At 65.3% G+C, this 19,373-nt stretch carries 18 protein-coding genes; 10 read left to right on the top strand and 8 right to left on the bottom strand.

What is annotated here, in order from left to right:
* The first annotated feature begins 95 nt into the window (after positions 1-95).
* From KCN53_RS01460 to KCN53_RS01450, 3 genes are all read left to right on the top strand, one after another.
* Positions 96-1,298 (top strand): acyl-CoA dehydrogenase family protein, encoded by a 1,203-nt coding sequence (locus KCN53_RS01460; protein WP_088711784.1) that lies wholly within the window; start codon positions 96-98, stop codon positions 1,296-1,298.
* Positions 1,299-1,312: 14 nt separating this feature from the next.
* The gene (locus KCN53_RS01455; protein WP_088711785.1) at positions 1,313-2,434 is read left to right on the top strand and encodes an acyl-CoA dehydrogenase family protein; all 1,122 of its coding nucleotides are present in this window, start codon (positions 1,313-1,315) and stop codon (positions 2,432-2,434) included.
* 109 nt (positions 2,435-2,543) lie between these two features.
* Positions 2,544-3,953, top strand: coding sequence for an NAD(P)H-dependent flavin oxidoreductase (locus KCN53_RS01450; RefSeq protein WP_088711786.1), 1,410 nt, complete (start codon positions 2,544-2,546; stop codon positions 3,951-3,953).
* A 21-nt stretch (positions 3,954-3,974) separates the two neighbouring features.
* On the opposite strand, the gene KCN53_RS01445 is transcribed toward KCN53_RS01450, so the two are convergent.
* Together KCN53_RS01445 and KCN53_RS01440 are read right to left on the bottom strand one after the other, a co-directional pair.
* Positions 3,975-4,232 (bottom strand): hypothetical protein, encoded by a 258-nt coding sequence (locus KCN53_RS01445; protein ID WP_088711787.1) that lies wholly within the window; start codon positions 4,230-4,232, stop codon positions 3,975-3,977.
* Between the two features lie 63 nt (positions 4,233-4,295).
* Positions 4,296-4,538, bottom strand: a complete 243-nt coding sequence (locus KCN53_RS01440) for a hypothetical protein (RefSeq protein WP_088711788.1) — start codon at positions 4,536-4,538, stop codon at positions 4,296-4,298.
* 180 nt (positions 4,539-4,718) lie between these two features.
* Here KCN53_RS01440 and KCN53_RS01435 point away from each other — a divergent pair, with 180 nt between their 5' ends.
* The 5 genes from KCN53_RS01435 to KCN53_RS01415 all read left to right on the top strand — a co-directional run bounded on the left by KCN53_RS01435 (position 4,719) and on the right by KCN53_RS01415 (position 10,886).
* Entirely contained in the window at positions 4,719-6,707 is a 1,989-nt protein-coding gene (locus KCN53_RS01435; RefSeq protein ID WP_088711789.1) for a cation:proton antiporter, read from the top strand.
* Between the two features lie 91 nt (positions 6,708-6,798).
* The gene (locus KCN53_RS01430) at positions 6,799-7,290 is read left to right on the top strand and encodes an SspB family protein (RefSeq protein WP_088711790.1); all 492 of its coding nucleotides are present in this window, start codon (positions 6,799-6,801) and stop codon (positions 7,288-7,290) included.
* 78 nt (positions 7,291-7,368) lie between these two features.
* Complete coding sequence (gene fumC, locus KCN53_RS01425) at positions 7,369-8,760, top strand: class II fumarate hydratase (RefSeq protein ID WP_088711791.1); 1,392 nt, start codon at positions 7,369-7,371, stop codon at positions 8,758-8,760.
* Positions 8,757-9,386, top strand: a complete 630-nt coding sequence (gene gmk / locus KCN53_RS01420) for a guanylate kinase (protein ID WP_088711792.1) — start codon at positions 8,757-8,759, stop codon at positions 9,384-9,386. The genes fumC and gmk overlap by 4 nt, the downstream gene beginning before the upstream one ends.
* Before the next feature lie 15 nt (positions 9,387-9,401).
* Positions 9,402-10,886: a Do family serine endopeptidase gene (locus KCN53_RS01415; RefSeq protein ID WP_088711793.1), complete on the top strand. Its 1,485-nt coding sequence runs from the start codon at positions 9,402-9,404 to the stop codon at positions 10,884-10,886.
* Between the two features lie 28 nt (positions 10,887-10,914).
* Here the strand turns inward: KCN53_RS01415 and KCN53_RS01410 are convergent, their stop codons facing one another.
* Complete coding sequence (locus KCN53_RS01410; RefSeq protein ID WP_088711794.1) at positions 10,915-11,586, bottom strand: HAD family hydrolase; 672 nt, start codon at positions 11,584-11,586, stop codon at positions 10,915-10,917.
* A 42-nt stretch (positions 11,587-11,628) separates the two neighbouring features.
* Positions 11,629-12,945, bottom strand: coding sequence for a cystathionine gamma-synthase family protein (locus tag KCN53_RS01405; protein WP_088711795.1), 1,317 nt, complete (start codon positions 12,943-12,945; stop codon positions 11,629-11,631).
* Between the two features lie 73 nt (positions 12,946-13,018).
* On the opposite strand from KCN53_RS01405, the gene KCN53_RS01400 reads away from it, so the two are divergent.
* Together KCN53_RS01400 and KCN53_RS01395 are read left to right on the top strand one after the other, a co-directional pair.
* The gene (locus KCN53_RS01400) at positions 13,019-13,690 is read left to right on the top strand and encodes a lysozyme (RefSeq protein WP_088711796.1); all 672 of its coding nucleotides are present in this window, start codon (positions 13,019-13,021) and stop codon (positions 13,688-13,690) included.
* Positions 13,680-14,324 (top strand): hypothetical protein, encoded by a 645-nt coding sequence (locus KCN53_RS01395; protein WP_143712191.1) that lies wholly within the window; start codon positions 13,680-13,682, stop codon positions 14,322-14,324. The genes KCN53_RS01400 and KCN53_RS01395 overlap by 11 nt, the downstream gene beginning before the upstream one ends.
* A gap of 24 nt (positions 14,325-14,348) precedes the next feature.
* On the opposite strand, the gene KCN53_RS01390 is transcribed toward KCN53_RS01395, so the two are convergent.
* The 4 genes from KCN53_RS01390 to rplT form a co-directional block, all read right to left on the bottom strand.
* A complete protein-coding gene (locus KCN53_RS01390; RefSeq protein WP_172406185.1) occupies positions 14,349-15,332 on the bottom strand; it encodes a bifunctional helix-turn-helix transcriptional regulator/GNAT family N-acetyltransferase in 984 nt (327 codons plus the stop codon).
* Positions 15,333-15,452: 120 nt separating this feature from the next.
* The gene (gene pheT, locus KCN53_RS01385) at positions 15,453-17,822 is read right to left on the bottom strand and encodes a phenylalanine--tRNA ligase subunit beta (protein WP_088711799.1); all 2,370 of its coding nucleotides are present in this window, start codon (positions 17,820-17,822) and stop codon (positions 15,453-15,455) included.
* Complete coding sequence (gene pheS / locus KCN53_RS01380; RefSeq protein WP_088711800.1) at positions 17,819-18,904, bottom strand: phenylalanine--tRNA ligase subunit alpha; 1,086 nt, start codon at positions 18,902-18,904, stop codon at positions 17,819-17,821. Before pheS ends, pheT begins: the two co-directional genes overlap by 4 nt.
* A 103-nt stretch (positions 18,905-19,007) precedes the next feature.
* Positions 19,008-19,373, bottom strand: a complete 366-nt coding sequence (gene rplT, locus KCN53_RS01375) for a 50S ribosomal protein L20 (protein WP_088711801.1) — start codon at positions 19,371-19,373, stop codon at positions 19,008-19,010.

Below are 19,373 nucleotides of genomic sequence, written 5' to 3'. Positions count from 1 at the left end.
GGCGGCAGACCAGTGGGCCGCCGCTTTTTCATGGGTTGTGAGGACAGCGCCGCTCGGCCATCCATCGGCGCTGACTAGAAGCTGCGAGATGCCTCATGACCGATCCGACCGTCGAAGAGTTCGCGCGTGACGCGGACGCCTGGTTTTCTGAAAACGTCCCGGAGGACCCGGGCTTCATGCTGCCGCTCACCTTCATGGAAGTGGGTGAGGACCGGCAGTTCGACTTCCTGCGCGACTGGCAGCGCAAGGTGTACGAGGCGGGCTATCTGGGCGCGGCCTGGCCGACCGAATATGGCGGCGGCGGGCTTTCCGAAGCGCACCAGAAGGCGGCCACCCGCGCCATGCGCAAATATCGCGGGCCCATTCTGCTCAACGCGATCGGCCTGAACTGGGCCGGGCCGCTGATCCTCGATATCGGCAGCGAGGAACAGAAGAGCGCCTATCTGAAGGACATCCTGTCGGCGGAAGACATCTGGTGCCAGGGCTTCTCAGAACCCGAGCATGGCTCCGACCTCGGCAATGCGCAGCTGAAGGCGGAGCGCGAGGGCGACGAGTTCGTCCTCAACGGGTCGAAAATCTGGACCACCCAGGGCAACTACGCGAAATACATGATCCTCCTGGCGCGGACCAATCCCGCCGCCGAGAATAAATATGCCGGCCTCAGCTTCTTCCTGTCGCCGATGAAGATCCCCGGAATTCGCACGCAGAAGATCAAGAAGCTGACCGGCGAATTCGGCTTTACCCAGACCTTTTTCGAGGATGCGCGCATCTCCGCGGACTGCCTGATCGGCGGGGAGGGGAATGGCTGGAAAGTCGCGATGCGCACGCTGGAATATGAGCGCGGCGCGCGCGGGGGACAGGCAGGCGGCTACGTCTCGATCCCGCCGGACCTGATGGAAATCGTCGAACTGGCGAAGACCGCGAAGCGCGACGGCGCCGCGGCGATGGACGATCCCGTGCTGAAGGACCGGATGGTCGACTATCTGATGGACATGCACGCCCTGTCGCTGGGCAATGAGCGCAAGCGCATGATGCCGCTGGTGGAGGATTATCCGAACGCCCTGCCGCTGATCAGCAAGCTGGAATTTTCCGAGCTGTACCGGGAATTGTCGGAATTCGCGCTGACGCTGCTGGGGCCGAAGGCGGCCTATTATGTCGGCGAGGAGAATTCCGCCGACGGCGGCTGGTGGGCGCGCAGCTATCTGAACGCCTTCTCCGCGACCATCGGCGGCGGCACCAGCCAGATTCAACGCAACATCATCGGCGAGCATGTGCTCGGCCTGCCGAAGACGCGGTAGGGGGACCTTCTCGAATGACTGATATTTCCGCATCGCTGGGACAGCTGGGCATCAGCGAGGAGCAGGTGGACCTGCTCCATGTCGCGACCGAATTCTGCCGCGACAAGTCCCCTGTCGAAGACGTCCGCAAGCTGATCGAGACCGACCGCGGCTATGACGAGAAGGTCTGGTCGGAAATCGCAGAACTGGGCTGGCTGGGGATCGCCGTCCCGGAAGAATTCGGCGGTTCGGGCCTCGGGGTCGGCGAGATCGTGCCGATTGCCGAACAGATGGGCCGCGCGCTGATGGCGACGCCCTTCATTCCCGCGACCGTGGCCGGGCAGCTGCTGGCAAAAGCCGGGACCGAGCGGCAGAAGGAGGAGGTCCTTCCGGCGCTCGCAGCGGGAGAGCGTTTCGCCACGACCGCGTTCGGCGAGCCCGGAGACGACATGGCCGCGCTGGGCGAGAACGAAGCCGGAGGCTTCCTCGTCAGCGGCACGACAAGACTTGTCGAATATGCCGCCGACGCGGACCTGATCATCCTTGCCTTTTCGCACGGCGGCAGCCGGCAGCTGGCGCTGGTCGAGCGCAGCGCACTGCCCGGCGAAGCGCTGCGCCGTGAAGCGATCATCGACGATACGCGCCGGGCCTATGAACTGCGGCTAGATACGTTCGAGGTCGCCGGGGATGCGGTGCTCGACCCGGACAAGGTCGAAGAGGCGCTTGCGCATGCCGACATGGTCGGCGCTCTGCTCTACGCGGCCGACATGGTGGGCGGCACGTTCCGCGTCGTCGACTATACCGCCGACTATCTGCGCACCCGCAAGCAGTTCGAGAAGGTGATCGGCAGCTTCCAGGCGTTGAAGCACCCGCTTGTCGATGCCTTTATCGGCCATGAGCGCGCGCGCTCGCACCTCTATGCGGCGGCGCATTCCTTCGGCGACCAGGGCCGCGGCGAGGTGGCGGTGCGCATGGCGAAGGCGCAGGGCGAGAAGGCCTATGCCTATGCCGCCGACCGGGCCATCCAGTTCCACGGCGGCTTCGGCTTCACCTATGACTGCGATGCCGGCCTGCACCGCCGGCGGGCGATCTGGAACGCGACGCGCTACGGCGACGCCCGCGCGCAGAAGCGGCGCCTGGCCGAACTGCTGTTCTGACCCGCCTTGTTGGCAGGCTTGCCAAACATGGTCGATTTATGGCGGTCATATCCGTAAGACGGTGGGGACAGGCGCCGCGTCTGCGGTCGGCCGTAAATGATGGACGTTCATGAAAGCTCTCAATTCCATACGCATGGGCGGCAAGGAAATTCTGCCGCTCGTCGAAGGCGGCAAAGGGGTCAGCGCCACGAACGGCGACAGTTCCGGCGCCTGGGCACGGGCCGGGGGGCTCGGAACGGTCAGCGCCGTCAATGCCGACAGCCATGACGAGGACGGCAATCTGATCCCGCAGGTCTATCGCGGACGCACACGCGGGGACCGGCACGAGGAACTGGTCGAATATGGCATTGCCGGCGGCACCGAGCAGGTGTTGCGGGCGCGCGAGATCTGCGGCGAAGACGGTGCGCTGAACGTCAATGTCCTGTGGGAGATGGGCGGCGCGCAGCGTATCCTGGAGGGAGTCTTTTCGGGCCCCGCCGGCGATGCGGTCGACGGCGTCACCTGCGGCGCGGGCATGCCGTACAAGCTGGCGGACATCGCCGCCAAATATGGCAAATATTATTATCCGATCGTCTCCTCCGGACGTGCGTTTCGTGCGCTGTGGAAGCGCAGCTACAGCAAGCATTCCGAGTGGATGGCCGCGGTGGTCTACGAGGATCCGTGGCTCGCGGGCGGCCATAACGGCCTGTCCAATGCCGAGGATCCCAACGAACCGCAGGATCCCTATCCCCGGGTAAAAGAGCTGCGAGAGGTCATGCGCGCCGGAGGGATTTCCGACGATGTGCCGATCATCATGGCCGGCGGCGTCTGGTTCCTGCGCGAATGGAGCGACTGGATCGACAATCCCGAACTGGGCACCATTGCCTTTCAGTTCGGGTCCCGACCGCTTCTGACCAAGGAAAGCCCGATCCCGGACATCTGGAAGGAACGCCTTCCGAAGCTGGAGAAGGGCGACATCCTGCTGCATCCCTTCTCGCCGACAGGCTTCTACTCCTCGGCGGTAAAGACACCGTTCCTGATGGACCTGAAGCACAGGTCGGAGCGGCAAATCGCGTTCGGGACCGAGCCGAGCGACGAGCGCACCCACAAGCTCGATGTCGGCTTCAAGGGCAACAAGTCGTTCTACGTGACGCGCGACGACCTGCTGAAGGCTCGCGGCTGGCACGGCGAAGGTTATACCGAGGGGCTGAAGACGCCCGACGATACGCTGGTCTTCGTGACCGCGGAGCAGGCGAAGGTCATCCGCAAAGACCAGGCGGACTGCATGGGCTGCCTGTCCCAGTGCAAGTTTTCGAGCTGGAACGAGCATGCGGACAACCACTCGACCGGCCGCCTTGCCGATCCACGGTCATTCTGCATCCAGAAAACGCTGCAGGATATCGCCCATGGCGGCGATCCAGACGACAATCTGACCTTCGCCGGGCATTCCGCCCATCATTTCTCGACCGACCCCTTCTATTCGAACGGGTTCGTGCCGACCGTAAAGCAACTCGTCGACCGGATCGTCACCGGCGACTAGCACCGGGAGCGAGGGAGCGCGTCATCCGCGGAACGGATCGTCGTCATCGTCCCAGTCGTCATCATCGTCATCGTCGGTGACTTCTTCCGCGACGGCACCGACACCGGCGCCCACGGCGGCGCCCGCAACAGGATCGTCTGTCAGCACTTCGCCCGCCGCAGCGCCGACGCCTGCGCCCGTGATGGCCGCATCGGCGGTGTCGTCGCCGGTCACCTGGCACGCAGTGGTTGCAATCAGCACGGCCGCTGCGGAGGCCCCCTTCAACATATTATAAGCCATTGAATAATCTCCCTTCGAACCTTCAACGGGCGAAGGGGATGGGAGTTGCGCGGCGAAGCGCCGCTAGGCTTCCTCATGCTTGATCAGATAGCGGTAGATGCCCAGCAGGTTGATGCCGAAGAGCACGACATTTTGAGCCGCGAGCGCATTGTCGCCCTCGCGCAGCCCGGCCACGATCCAGAGTACGGATCCGACCAGGAAAAGCACAAAGCCCCAGCCCGTGACGCGCGAACTGATGCGCAGCGCGATCATAAGCGCGGCGACCATGCCGATAATGGACGAACTCCATTCGATAACCTGTTGCATAAGCGATCCTGCTGGGGCTGATTGCGGTGACAACATCCAGCGGGGGCGAACGTTGCGTCACGCCCTCCGCGTCCGAAGGGGGCCGTCTTGCCGCAGGAGGGGAAACCGCAAGGCAGGGACGGCGTTGTCCCACAATCATCCGATTCATAACATGGGCCGAACAGCGCGCCCGGGGGAACAATGGAAGCCGACCTGACGATCAAGCTCGCCGCCATCGGCGCGATCGGTATCTCTGCGCAGTGGATTGCGTGGCGGACCGGCTGGCCGGCCATCGCGCTGATGCTCCTCGGCGGCATTCTGGCGGGTCCGGTCACGGGATATATCAACCCGATCGAGGACTTCGGCGAGCTATACCAGCCGGCGATCAAGCTGGCCGTCGCAGTCATCCTGTTCGAAGGCGGCCTAAGCCTCAATTTCCGCGAGCTCAGGCAATCGGGCTGGGCGGTCGGCAGGCTGGTGGTCATCGGGGCGCCGGTGGCCTGGACCCTCGGCGCAATCTGTCTTCACTTCGCCGCCGGGCTGCCGTGGGAGCCGGCCATCCTGTTCGCGGGCATCCTGGTCGTTACCGGCCCCACCGTGATCGGGCCCATGCTGAGACAGCTGCGCATCGGCAACCGGCCGCGCGACATCCTGAAATGGGAAGGGATCGTCAACGACCCGCTTGGCGCCCTGTTCGCGGTCGTGACGCTGGCCTGGATCACCTATGCGGACACGACGGGACAGGGCAGCGTCTGGGAGGATATCGGCCTTCACATCGGCGCGGCGAGCCTGTTCGCCATCGGTCTTGGCGTCGCGCTGGCCTATCTGATCAAGTTCCTGTTCCCGCGCGGGCACGTTCCAGAGTTCCTGAAGACGCCCGTCGTGTTCGGCCTGGTGATCGTGGGCTTCGTGCTGGCGGACTTCGTCGAGCATGAGACCGGCCTTCTGACCGTGACGGCCATGGGCATCGCGCTGGCAAACATGCGCCTCGACAGTTTCGGAGAGATGCGCCGCTTCAAGGAAAGCGTCACCATCCTCCTGCTGTCGGGCGTGTTCGTCATCCTGTCGGCGACGCTGAACATGGATATCCTGCAAAGTTTCGAACTGCGCTTCGTGGTCTTCCTTGCCCTGCTCCTGTTCTTCGTCCGCCCGGCATCGGTCCTTATCGCGCTCGCCTTCTCCAGCGTGCCCTGGCGCGAGCAGCTGTTCATCGCCTGGGTCGCGCCGCGCGGCGTCGTCTGCGTCGCGATTACCGGCCTGTTCGCGATCCGGCTGGAAGAGCTGGGCTATGTCTCGGCCGAGGCGCTGAACCCGCTGGCCTTCGCCGTCGTCATCGTCACGATCATCGCGCACGGTTTCTCCGCGAAGTTCGTTGCCCAGCGTCTCGGTATCGACCAGGGGCCCGGTCGGTCCACGCTGATCGTCGGCGCGAACCGCTGGTCGATCGAACTGGGCCAGGCGCTCGCCAAGCGAAACATCCCCGTGCACATCGCGGACACCAGCTATCTCGCGCTCCGCCGGGCGCGCCAGGCCGGGCTCGAAACGCATCATGGCGAGGCGCTGGAGGCCATTCATGCCGACCATCTCGACATCGGCAGCTTTCAGGCGGTCATCGCCGCCACCGACAATGACGCCTACAACTCGCTGATCTGCGCGGAGCTCGGCCCCGAAATCGGCCGCAACGCCGTGTTCCAGGTCGGCACCAGCGAGGCGGCCGGCACGGCGGCGCTTCCCGGTGCGCTGAAGGGCCGCGACCTTCTAAAATCGGGCGCGGGGCTGATGGAACTGCTGAACCGGCAGGAGAAGGGCTGGGAATTCCGCCAGACCCGTATCGGCGAGAAATACTCGCTGTCCGACCTGCGCAAGCGCCTGTCGCAGGAAAGCGAGCTGCTGGGCCATGTGAAACCATCCCTCGAACTGTCTTTCTTCACGAATGAAGGTCGTCCCGCGGTGGACGAGGGCGACTATGTCATCGCCTATGTTCCGCCCGGCGGCGACGCAGCGGACGAGGAGGACATGAAGGAGCGGCAGGACCGGGCGCGAGAGGCCAAGGGGCAGAAGGAGCGCAAGAACGCCAAGGCCGAGGCCGAGGCGGAGAGCGCTACGCAGCCCGAGACTGCCGGTAGCAGCGACTCCGGCGACGCTCCCGCGACGGAAGATGCGACCGGGGAGGGGCCGAAGCCGGTGTGACGGCTTTGTGGCCTCCGCATCGCGGAATAAATGGCCGCTGCCAGGCCCCGCCGCCTTGACCGACTCTGGTACGTGGTTCAGCTAGCGTCATATGAGCGACGACGAGACGCCCGAAAGCCTGATCCCCTATGACGAGCATGTGCAGAGCGCATTGCGCGGGGTGGTCTATAGCGTCCTGACGGACGTCGCCGCGACTGGCGGCCTGCCCGGCAACCATCATTTCTACATCGCCTTCAAGACGAATGCGCCCGGTGTCGACATCCCGCCGCACCTGAAGGAGCGCTATCCGGACGAGATGACGATCGTCGTCCAGCACCGCTTCTGGGACCTTGCCGTCGACCGCGAAGGGTTCGAAATCGGCCTGAGTTTCAACCAGGTGCCGGCCAAGCTGATCATCCCCTTTTCCGCCGTCGTAGGCTTCATCGATCCTTCGGTGAATTTCGCGCTGCAATTCCCGGCACCCGACCTGCCCGATGCGAAGCCGGGCCTTCGCGCCGTTTCCGAAGAGGAAGAGGACAGCGCACCCGAGGGCGAGGAAAAGGGCGGCTCCAACGTCGTAGAGATCGACTTCCGCAAGAAGTGATTGAGGCGCGCCGCGCGTCTGCCTATCACCGGCCCGACTTTTCCCAAGCCGACGCCCAGATCCGCGGAGACCCGTTCCATGAGTGATACCCGTACCGAAACCGACAGTATTGGCGCGATCGAGGTGCCTGCGGACGCCTATTGGGGCGCGCAGACGCAGCGCAGCGTGCAGAATTTCCCCTTCCCGCCGTCCGAGCGCATGCCGCTCGGCATCGTCTATGCTCAGGCCGCGGTGAAGCAGGCGGCCGCGCGGGTGAACCGCACGCACGGCATGGACGGCAAGCTGGCCGATGCCATCGAACAGGCCGCCGAGACCATCCGCGGCGGCGAACTGGACGACCAGTTCCCGCTCGCGATCTTCCAGACCGGGTCCGGCACCCAGACCAACATGAACGTGAACGAGGTCATCGCCGGCTATGCGAACGAAAAGCTGGCCGGCACGCGCGGCGGCAAGGAGCCGGTGCATCCGAACGATCATGTGAACCGCTCGCAAAGCTCGAACGACAGCTTCCCGACCGCGCTTCATGTGGCGACCGCCACGGCGACGCGCGACCGCCTGCTGCCCGCGCTGGAGACGCTGACTGCTTCGCTGGAGAAAAAGGCGAAGGCATGGTCCGACATCGTCAAGATCGGCCGCACCCACGTACAGGACGCCACGCCGCTGACGCTGGGCCAGGAATTTTCCGGTTATGTCGCGCAGCTGAAGAGCTGCAAGGCGCGCATCGAAGGTGCGCTCGACGGCAATATCCGCAAGCTCGCCATCGGCGGGACCGCGGTCGGCACAGGCCTTAACGCGCCCGACGGCTGGGCGGCCGACATGGTTGCGGCGCTGACCGACATTACGGGCATCGAATTCGAAGAAGCGCCGAACAAGTTCGAGCAGCTTGCCGCGAAGGACGGCCTCGTTTTCTTTTCGGGCGCGCTCAACACCCTCGCGGTGGCGCTCAACAAGATCGCCAACGACATCCGCTACCTGGGCTCCGGCCCGCGGTCCGGCCTTGGCGAACTCGACCTGCCGGCGAACGAGCCGGGCAGCTCGATCATGCCCGGCAAGGTCAATCCGACACAGTGCGAGATGCTGACCATGGTCGCCGGCCAGATCATCGGCAACCATCAGGCGGTGACCGTCGGGGGCATGCAGGGCGCATTCGAGCTGAACGTCTTCATGCCGTTGATCGGCTCCAACGTCCTGCGCTCGATCGAGCTTGCCGCGACGGGCATGGAGGGCTTCGCCGAGCGCTGCGTCGACGGCATCGAGCCGAACCGCGAGCGGATTTCCGAACTGGTGGAGCGCTCGCTGATGCTGGTGACGGCGCTCGCGCCCGAGATCGGCTATGACAATGCGGCCGCCATCGCCAAGAAGGCGCATAAGGACGGCACCACGCTGCTCGAAGCCGCGCTGTCGCTGGAGTTGATCTCCGAGGAGAAGTTCCGCGAGGTGGTGCGGCCGGAGACGATGACCGGCCAATGAAGCGCAAGGGCGTCCTGTTCGTGCTGTCCTCGCCGTCGGGCGCGGGCAAGAGCACGATGGCGAGAAAGCTGCTGGCCGCCGAGGCGAATATGGGTCTCAGCGTCTCGGCGACCACGCGCCCGCCGCGCGCCGGCGAGGTCGACGGCAGCGATTATTATTTCAAGACGGACGCCCAGTTCGCGGCGATGATCGAGGCCGACGAGTTCATCGAACATGCCCAGGTCTTCGATCATCGCTACGGCACGCCGCAGGCGCCGGTCGAGGAGGCCCTCGCAGCGGGACGCGACATGTTGTTCGACGTCGACTGGCAGGGCACCCGCGCGCTGAAGGGAAAATTGCAGAACGACGTGGTGTCGATCTTCCTGCTGCCGCCGTCGCTCGAGGAGCTGGAGCGGCGGCTGCGCGGCCGCGGCACCGATAGCGAAGAGGTGATCGAACGGCGCATGGCCCGTGCGACGAACGAAATCAGCCATTATGATTCCTACGACTATGTGTTCGTGAACGACGACCTCGACGGCTGCTTCCAGAATGTGCGGAAAGTGGTTGAGGCAGAGCGCCTGCGCGCAAGCCGGCGGGGGCCCTGGCTGGAAGAGTTCGTAAGAACCATGGAACGGCAGGACGACTGACCCCATTTCGAGCCCATGCGACTGAAGACCGTTCTCCTCGTCCTACTCGGCCTCCTGATCGGTGCGACCGGTGCCGTCCTGTTGCGCGACCATCTATCGGGTGCATTCGCCCAGCAGGCCGAACTGCTTGCGGAAACCGAGCCCTCCCTGCCAGAGGCGGACAGGCGGCTGGTTCCCGGCAGCCGGGAAGGAGTGCTGCTGTCCTACGCCCCGCTTGTGCAGGAGGTGTCGCCGGCAGTCGTCAACGTATATTCGGCGCGGCGCGGCCAGCGGCGGGTTGCGCAGAGCTTCTTCGATCAGTTTTTTGGGCGCATGCAGCGCCCCGAGCGCACCGAGCAGTCGCTCGGCTCAGGCGTGATCGTCGGCGGGGACGGCCTGATCGTCACCAACAATCACGTCGTCGAGAATGCCGAGCAGATCCTCGTCGCCCTGTCGGATCGGCGTGAGTTTTCCGCAGAACTCGTCTTCTCCGACCCGCAGCTGGACCTTGCGCTCCTGAAGGTCGACACGCGCGGAACGCCGCTTCCGACCGTTCCGCTCGGCGACAGCGACCAGGTCGAGGTGGGCGACATCGTGGTCGCCATCGGCAATCCCTTCGGCGTCGGCCAGACCGTCACGAGCGGGATCATCTCCGCCGTGGCGCGTACCGGCGTCGGCATCAGCGACTATCAGTTCTTCCTGCAGACCGACGCGGCCATCAATCCGGGAAATTCCGGCGGCGCGCTGATCGGCCTCGACGGCCAGCTCGTCGGCGTGAATACCGCCATCTATTCGCGCTCGGGCGGCTCGAACGGCATCGGGTTCGCTATTCCGGTGAACATGGTGCGTCAGTTCCTCTCCAGCGCAGCCGCCGGCCGGGTGATCCGGCCCTGGCTGGGCGCGGATACGCAGGCCGTGACGCGCGACATTGCCCGCTCCATCGGTCTCGACCGCCCCGCCGGCGTCATCGTCAGGCAGGTGACGCCCGGTTCGCCCGCCGACAATGCCGGGCTGGGCCAGGGGGATGTGGTGATCGCCGTAAACGAAGAGCCGGTGCTCGACCCCAATTCGCTCCGATATCTGACAGGCAGCCGGGGCATCGATACGCCCGTCGAGATGACGGTGCTGCGCGACGGTGAACGGCGGAGCCTGACGGCGCGGCTGATCGAGCCGCCCGAAACGCCCCCTCGCAACGAGACCATCATTTCCGGCCGGACGATCCTGACCGGGGTCAGGGTCGCCAATCTCAGCCCCCGGCTTGCCTCCGAACTGGGCGGCGGCACCCCCGAACGCGGCGTGATCGTCACGGGCATCGCGCGGGGCGCGCCGGCCTCACGGGTGAACTTCGTACGCACCGGCGACGTGATCGAGCGTGTGAACGGGCAGGATGTGACGTCGGTCAGGCAGCTTACCGAGCTTGCCGCCGATACCGAGCAGGAGGCGGAAGTGACCTTCTCCCGCCGGGGCCAGGTCGCGACCTGCTATTTCCAGGCGCCGTCCTTTTTCCGCTGCCAGTCCTGAGGGTCGGAGTGGCTGACGACGCCTGAGCTCAGGCCCAGTCCAGCTGGGTCCAGCCCCGATCGGACGACAGGCTCTTCATCGGGGATTTCCCGTTTACGGCAAAGGCTTCGTCGGCCCAGTCGAGGACCGGTGCATCGCTTTCATGGTCGGTGAAGAAGCGCACATGCGCCTCGTCGCGGTCGATGCCGCGCTCTTCGAAATAGGCCTCGATTTTCCGCAGCTTCGCGGGGCCGTAGCAATTCTCGCCGTCGATCTTCGCCAGAAGCCGGCCGGCTTCGTCGCGTTCGACCTCGGTCGCGATGACGTCCTCGGCCCGTAGCCTCCGCGCAATGGGGCGAACATAGAAGGCATAGGATGCCGTCGCGAGCATCACGCGCCGCCCTTCCGCCCGTTCCGCCTTGATGCGCTCGATGGCGGCAGGGAAACAATGTTCGGGGACGATGATCTCGGCGAAGCGCTCGGCCTCTTCCTCGGCGCGGGCGGCATCGACCCGGCGCCCCATCAGGAGGGCCTGGTTCAGTTCCTTCAGCCGGGCCCGGCCGACAGCGCGGGACAAATAGGCAAGGCCGGCCACACCGGTGGCCGGCAGCAGCACAGCGCGGTGGGGCGCACGGTTCCGGATCCAGTGCATCAGCCACTGGGAATATGTGCCGCCGCGCGTGATCGTGCGGTCCATATCGAAAATACTGATACGCTGCATCGTCGAACATGCCGGCACGAATGTCCGGCGCGCTGTCCCTCCCTAGACGGCTTTCAGGGCCTGATCGAAGTCAGCGATCAGATCGTCCTCATGTTCCACACCGATCGACACACGCACCAGATTGTCGCTGATGCCGAGCTCGGCCCGCCTGTCTTCGGGCACACTGAGATGCGTCATCGCAGCCGGGTGGCTGGCGAGCGATTCGGTGCCGCCGAGACTGACGGCCAGCTTCACCGTGCGCAGGTTGTCGAGCAGGCGGAACGCCTCCGGTTCGCCGCCCTTCACGATGACCGAGAAGGTCGAACCCGCGCCCGTGCAGTGGCGCTTGTAGATTTCGCCCTGCGACGACGAGGGGTCGAGAAAGCCCAGCCAGGAGACGCGCTCCACCTTCGGATGATCGCGCAGGAATTCGCCCACCGCGCGGGCATTCGACTCCGCCTTTTCCATCCGCAGCTGCACGGTTTCGAGCGACCTAAGCAGCATCCAGGCGGTGTTGGGGTCGGTAATCGTCCCGAGCGTGTTCCTGAGCGCCAGGATGGGCGCGAGCGCCTCACGGCTGCCGACACAGGCCCCGGCCACCAGATCCGAATGGCCGCCGACATATTTCGTCAGCGAATAGAGCGAGATGTCGGCGCCGTTCAGCGTCGGCGACTGGAAGCAGGGGCCCAGGAAGGTGTTGTCGCACATGATTACCGGTTTGTGCTCGGCATCGGCGAACAGCTCGTCGCGAATGGCCGCGACGGCCTCGATATCGACCAGGTCGTTGGTCGGGTTCGCGGGGCTTTCGAGGTAGATGACCGAAACGCGGCCTTGCCCGCGCGCGGCCTCGATGGTCGTCCGGATGTCTTCCGGGGAAGAATGAGCCGGGAAGTCGGCCCAGGTGACGCCGAACTTGCCGAGCATCGAATCGATCATCTTTTCCGTTGCGGCGTAGAGCGGGGCGGAATGGACGATGACGTCGCCGGGCTGGACATGCGCCATCAGCGACGTGCCGATGGCGGACATGCCCGAGGAGAAGCTGAGCGCTTCCTCGGCGCGCTCCCACTGGGCGAGCCGGTCCTCGAGGATTTCCTGGTTCGGCCCGTTGAACCGTCCGTAGACCAGCCCCTCGGAACCGCCGGGACGCTTGCCGGTGATCCCTTCGAAGAAGCGTTTGCCGTCCGCCGCGCTTTCGAAGGCATAGGTCGATGTCAGGAAGATAGGCGGCTTCAACGCGCCCTCGGACAGGCGCGGCTCGTAACCATAGCCCATCATCAGCGTGGAGGGATGAAGCTGCCGCCCGCCGAGTTCGGTGACCTGCGGCGGGGTTGGCTGACGCGACGGGCGTCCTTCGTCGAGCTTTTCGGGATCGTCTTCCATGGCAGGGGCCTAACAGATTGAAGCGGGCAGGGTAATCATTGTCGCCTAGCCTGCGTTCGCTAAGACGGACAGGATGCGACTCGCACCTGCCTTCGCAGTTTTCCTCTTACCGCTCGCCGCTTGCGAACCTGCCGACCCGCCGACGGCCGAGGAGCTGCGGGACGCCCAGGCACGCCTGCAGGAGGGGGTCGATGAGCGGATGGAAGGCGCCGACTTGTCGCCGGAGGTTGCGGAGGCGCGGCGCCGGGTCCGCCGGGCGGTGGCGGAACTGAAAGTCTCGCAGAAGATGAAGGAGGTCATCCGGGCCGAAGAAGGCGCCGTGAAAGAGGTCTACCGCGACATCACCGGTCTGCCGACCGTCGGAGTCGGTCATCTGGTCAGGCCGGAAGACGGACTGCGCGTCGGCGACAGGATCGACGACAGCCAGGTAATGCAGTTCCTGACAGACGACCTGAAGATCGCCGAAGAGGCGGTCCGCCGCGTCGTCGGCGACCTGCATCTGGACCAGTATGAATTCGATGCGCTCGTCGATCTCGCCTTCAATGTCGGCGAGAAGAACATCTCACCGGAGGCCTCGCCGCGGCTGAACCGGGCAATCAGGGAGGGCGACTACGATATGATCGCCAATGAACTGAACTATACGCTCGACCGTCTGGGCCGACAGGCCCCGGGTCTGGTAAACCGGAGCGAACGCCGCCGCCGCATATTCAAAGACAAGTCCTATGCCGATCCGCGTGAAAACTAATCTCCTCCCCCTTGCCGCCCTCCTGGCGTTCGCTGCTTGCGGTCAGCCCGATCCTGCAGACGAAGACATCGCGCGAGTCGGCGGCGACGGCGAGGAGGGGCCCGTCACCGCAGCGGGAGCCGACGCCGAAGCCGAGGCGATTTCAAGCTGCCTCGATCAGATCTGGGACGCGCAGACCGAGGAGCAGCGTGCCTTCGACCGCAGCCACGACGAAATCGGCGGCGTCAGCATCTCCTGCGGCATGTCGACCACCGCCAGCCAGTTCGTCGAAGCGCTCGATGCCTTGCGGGCGGCCGCCGAGGCCGAAGACCGTGCGGCCATACTCGATGCGCTCAACATTCCCTTCTATTATATCGATGCGGGCGGAGAGACGCGGCAGCTCGACGACCGGGATGAGATCAACCGCATTTTCGACGATATTTTCGACGAACGGATCATGACGCTGCTGAAGCGACTGGATCTGGCCGAAGTCACGGTCGTGCCCGGGGAGGGGGCCTTTCTGGAACTCGGCTCGCTCTGGCTGGTGGCAGACCATGATGGCGGCCAGCCGAAGATCGTGACGGTAAATCATGAAGCCCTGAGGGAAGCCGAGACCGTTCGGGCCGAGGTCATCGAGAGCGAGGCTGACGACTAGCCGAGCGTTGGGTCTCGCCGCACCTTACGCGGAACTGCTGCCGGGGACGTAGCGCATCGCGACGTTGGCGCGCGCGTAGCGGCTGGCAAAGCGCCGCGCCACGCCGTCGTCGTGGACGAAGCCCGACTTCTCGTAAAGCCGAATGGCAGGGCCGCAGTCGGTGTTGGTCAGGAGGTACAGTTCGTCGAACCGGCTGTCCTCGAACCTGCGCAAGGCCTCGTTGAGAAGTCTTTCGCCGATCTTCTGCCCCCGTACCGCGCCGGTAACGGCCATCTTCGTGAGTTCGACACTGCTGCCGCTTCCGTCGGGCTTCAAGGCGCAGGTGCCCACACATGTGTCGGCAGCATCCAGAGCGAAGAGAATCTGACCGCCGCGCGCGATGATCCGCTCATAGGGATGGTCGAGCACGTCGAGGTCACCCGCCTCCACCTCGAACATCGTCTCGAGCCATTCGAGATTGAGGCGCTTGAAGTCCGCTGCATGCTCCTCGCGGTAGCCGGTAATGCGGATATTGTCGGCCCCAGCGCCTGGCCCCTCGTTCAGCGCACGTTCGGCTAGCGAATTTTCGGCAAAGGCCGTTTCGATCCCGGCCAGCTGCTCGACGAACGTACCGGACAGACCCCCGAGCAGGCTCGACACGCCATGGGTAATCCGAGGCACGACTTCGCGGCGGAGGCGCCGAACCAGATGCTCGCCTTCACTTGTCAGACTGACAAGCCTCGTGCGCTTGTCGGCGGCGTCCGGCTCGATGGAAACAAGACCGCGTTTCTGCAGCGAAAGGGCGACGCGCGTCGCCGCTGGCTGGCTATAGCCAAGGGCGGCTGCCAACGCGCCGACGCTCAGCGGAGCGAGCCTGTCCGTGGTGACCAGCGCCGCGGCCTGCGGCGGTTGCAGGTCGAGCCCGCACTGCCTGAAAATCTCCGACGCGTCCGCCTGCATTCGTTCGGCCAGCCTCTTAAGGCGGCTTCCCATCAGGTAGAGACCTTCGTCCGCAAGGATATCCGGCATTGTCGCAAGCCTTTTCATAACAGGTAATATAACATGTTATATATAGAGCTTCGGACGTCCGTCAACCGGGCGGCTCCTGGCGGAAGCCACAAGAACGGCCCTTTCTATGAAGCGGCTTTCCTAGCGGAGGGTGGCGCCGCGCTTTTCCGCCGCCGCCACGACCTTCGCCGAGATCGCCGACAGCTCCTCATCGGTGAAGCTTTTGTCGCCCGGCTGCAACGTAACGCGAATCGCAACGGATACCTTACCCTCGGGAACGCCCGCGCCTTCGAAATAGTCGAACAACCGCACCTCGGTGATCGCGGACTTGTCTGCCCCAGCGACAGCCCGCACCAGGTCCGCGGTCGGAACGGCCTGGTCGAGCAGGAAGGCGAAGTCGCGCAGGACGGGCTGGAGCGCCGGGGGCGCGAAGGCGGGGCGGGCGCGCTTGCCCTTGGCGGCGGGGACGGCGTCGAGGAAGACTTCCGCTGCCGCCACACGGCCGCCGACGTCCATGGCGCGCGCCGTGCGGGGGTGAAGCTCGCCGAATTCGGCAAGGCAGGTCTTGGGGCCTAGCATCAGCCGGCCCGAGCGACCCGGATGATACCAGTCCGATGCGCCGGCCTGCACCTGCAGATTGTCGGTCGGCGCTCCGGCAGCAGCCAGGGCGGCGAGCGCCTCGGCCTTGGCATCGAATATGTCGAACCCGGCCTCGTTGCCCGTGCGCCAGTCCTTCTCGCGCGAGAGTCCCGCAAGGAGGATGCCGACAGTGGGGCGCTCGCCGTCGTCCAGATAGCGCCGGGCGAGTTCGAAGACGCGCACCGTGCGGGCCCCGCGGTCGAGATTCGTCCTCGCTGCCGACACGAGACTGGGCAGCGCCGAGCGCTTCATCGCCACGAGGTCGGCGGAAATCGGGTTCGCGAGCCGGAAGGAGGTACCGCCGAACGCCTCGGCTTCGGCGTCGGATACGAAGCTCCACGTAATCATCTCGTCGAGGCCGCGGGCGGCCAGCGCGCGGCGGACGCGCCGCTCCATCGTCTGGGCAGGTGTTGCCGTCGGCGCAGCCACGCCTTCGCCGCGCGGCAGCGGCGTCGATGGCACGGTATGGAGACCGTGGATGCGGATGACCTCCTCGACGATGTCCGCGGCGCCGTCCACATCGCGGCGCCATAGCGGCACCGTAACCGACCAGGGAAAGGCCCGGTCGACGTCGAAGCCCAGCTCCGAGAGGATGCGCGCCTGTTCGGCCTCGTCCACGTCCACCCCCGAGAGGGACGCGCAGAGTGCGGGATCGTAGCTGACGATCTTCTTCTCTGTAGGCGGGGTGCCCGCGCGGGCGATGTCGGATGCCTCGCCGCCGCACAGGTCGAGGACCAGCCTGGTGGCCAGCTCGATGCCGCCTTCGAGAAAGCCGGGATCGACGCCGCGTTCGAAACGGGCGCGGGCGTCCGAATAGAGGCTGAGCGCCTGGCCCGTGCGGGCGACCGAGACCGGATCGAAATAGGCGCACTCGATCAGCACGTCGGTGGTGTCCGCCGATACACCGGTGCGCTCGCCGCCCATGATGCCGCCAATGTCATGCGCGCCGGCGTCGTCGGCGAGGACGGTCATCGAAGGGGCGAGCTCGTAGGTCTTCTCGTTCAGCGCCTCGACGGTTTCTCCCGCCTTCGCCTTGCGCGCGACGAGCGGGCCATCGAGCTTCGCCAGGTCGTAGACATGAAGAGGCCGCGCCCGGTCGAGCATGAGATAGTTGGTGATATCGACGAGCGCGTCGATGGGGCGCAGGCCCACGGCGCGCAGCCGGCGCTGCATCCATGCCGGCGAACTGCCATTCTTCACGCCGCGCACGACGCGGCCGTAGAGCGCCGGGCACCCCTCCTCGTCTTCGGTGCGTATCTCGACGGGGCTGGGGAAAGCGGCAGGGACGAGTTCGACCGTGCCCTCCTTCAAAGTGCCGAGGCCGGCGGCGGCGAGGTCGCGCGCAATGCCGTGGACGCCAAGGCAGTCCTGCCGGTTGGGCGTGATGCCGATCTCGATGACCGGGTCGTCGAGACCCGCCCAGGACGCATAGGAGGTTCCAACGGGCGCATCGTCCGGAAGGTCGATGATCCCGTCATGATCCTCGGACAGTTCCAGCTCGCGCTCGGACACCATCATGCCGTTCGAGGCGACGCCGCGAATCTTGGTGGGCTTCAGCGTGATGCCGGTGCCCGGGACATAGCTGCCCTCTGCCGCGAAGACGCCCTTCATGCCCGCGCGGGCATTCGGTGCGCCGCACACGACCTGAAGCGGCTCGCCGGACCCGGTCTCGACGCGCAGCACGCGGAGCTTGTCGGCATCGGGATGCGCCTCTGCCGAGACGACTTCTGCAATGGTGAACGGAGCCAGCCGGGCCGCGGGGTCGTCGACCGATTCGACCTCGAGGCCTACAGCGGTGAGCGTGCGCACGATCTCGTCGAGGCTTGCCTCGGTCTCGAGATGATCCTTCAGCCAGGACAGGGTGAACTTCATGCGCCCACTCCCTGCGAGAGGGTGGGGACGGCAAAGGGCGAGAAGCCGTAATGGCCGCTCCAGCGCAGGTCGCCCTCGAAGAATTGCCTGAGGTCGGTCATGCCATATTTCAGCATGGCGAGACGGTCGATGCCGACGCCGAAGGCGAAACCCTGCCAGACCGACGGGTCGAGCCCGCACATCTCGATGACGCGCCGGTTCACCATCCCGGACCCGAGGATCTCCATCCAGTCGTCACCGTCGGACGTAATGGTCAGCTTGCCGCCGGCGAAGGAGCAGCGCACATCGACCTCCGCCGAGGGCTCGGTGAAGGGGAAGTAGCTGGGGCGCAGCCGCAGTTCGACGTCGTCGGTCTCGAAGAACGCCTTCACGAAGGTCTCCAGCGTCCATTTCAGGTGGCCCATATGGATGCCGCGGTCGATCACCAGCCCCTCGACTTGGTGGAACATGGGCGTGTGGGTCGCGTCGGAATCGGAACGGTAGACCCGGCCGGGCGCGATGATGCGGATCGGCGGCTCGCCGTCGGTCATGGTGCGGATCTGGACCGGCGAGGTGTGGGTACGCAGCAGCTTCGGCGCGTCTTCGCCCTCTTCCTTCGGAAACCAGAATGTATCGTGCATGGTCCGGGCGGGATGATGCTCGGGAATGTTGAGGGCGGTGAAATTGTGCCAGTCGTCCTCGATCTCGGGCCCCGTCGCGACGGCGAAGCCGAGGTCGGCGAAGATTTCCGCAAGCTCGTCCATCACCTGGCTGACCGGGTGAACGCTGCCTGTGCGGCCATGATCGACGGGCAGCGAGACGTCGACCGCCTCTTCGGTCAGCTTGCGATCCAGCTCGGCGGCCTCCAGCGCTTCCTTGCGAGACGTGAGCGCGGCCTGCACCTCCTGCCGCATCCTGTTGAGCGCGGCGCCCGTCGTCTGACGCTCTTCCGGGCTCATCTTGCCGAGGGTCTTCAGCTGCGCGGTGATCGCGCCCGACTTCCCGAGGGCCTCCACACGCAGGGCCTCCACATCGGAGGGGCTGTCGGCGGCCGCTATGCGGGCAAGCCAGTCGGCGGTCTGCTGGTCGATATCGGCAGTCATGAAATCTCGTCTGGTCAAACAAAAAGCGCGGGAAAGCCGGTCCCGGATGGGACGGCCTCCCCGCGCCTTCTAGCTGTAAGTGCCTGTGGGTCTAGGCGTTCGCTTAAGCGGCTTTGTCGAGCGCGGTCTGGGCCTGCTTGACGATCGACTTAAACGAGTCGGCCTCGTTCATGGCGAGGTCGGCGAGGACCTTGCGGTCAAGCTCGATGCCCGCCGCCTTCACGCCCGCCATGAAGCGCGAATAGGTCAGACCCTCTTCGCGAACGGCGGCGTTGATGCGCTGGATCCACAGAGCGCGGAAGTTCCGCTTCTTAACCTTGCGGTCACGGTAGGCGTACTGGCCGGCCTTGTCGACCGCCTGCATCGCGACGCGAATGGTGTTCTTGCGGCGGCCGGTATAGCCCTTCGCCTGCTTCAGAACCCGCTTGTGTTTGGCGTGCGTCTGCACACCGCGTTTGATACGTGCCAT

The sequence above is a fragment of the Pacificimonas aurantium genome (genome assembly GCF_020092905.1).
GTDB classification, from domain to species: domain Bacteria; phylum Pseudomonadota; class Alphaproteobacteria; order Sphingomonadales; family Sphingomonadaceae; genus Pacificimonas; species Pacificimonas aurantium.
This window is presented reverse-complemented; position numbering and strand designations above follow the sequence as displayed.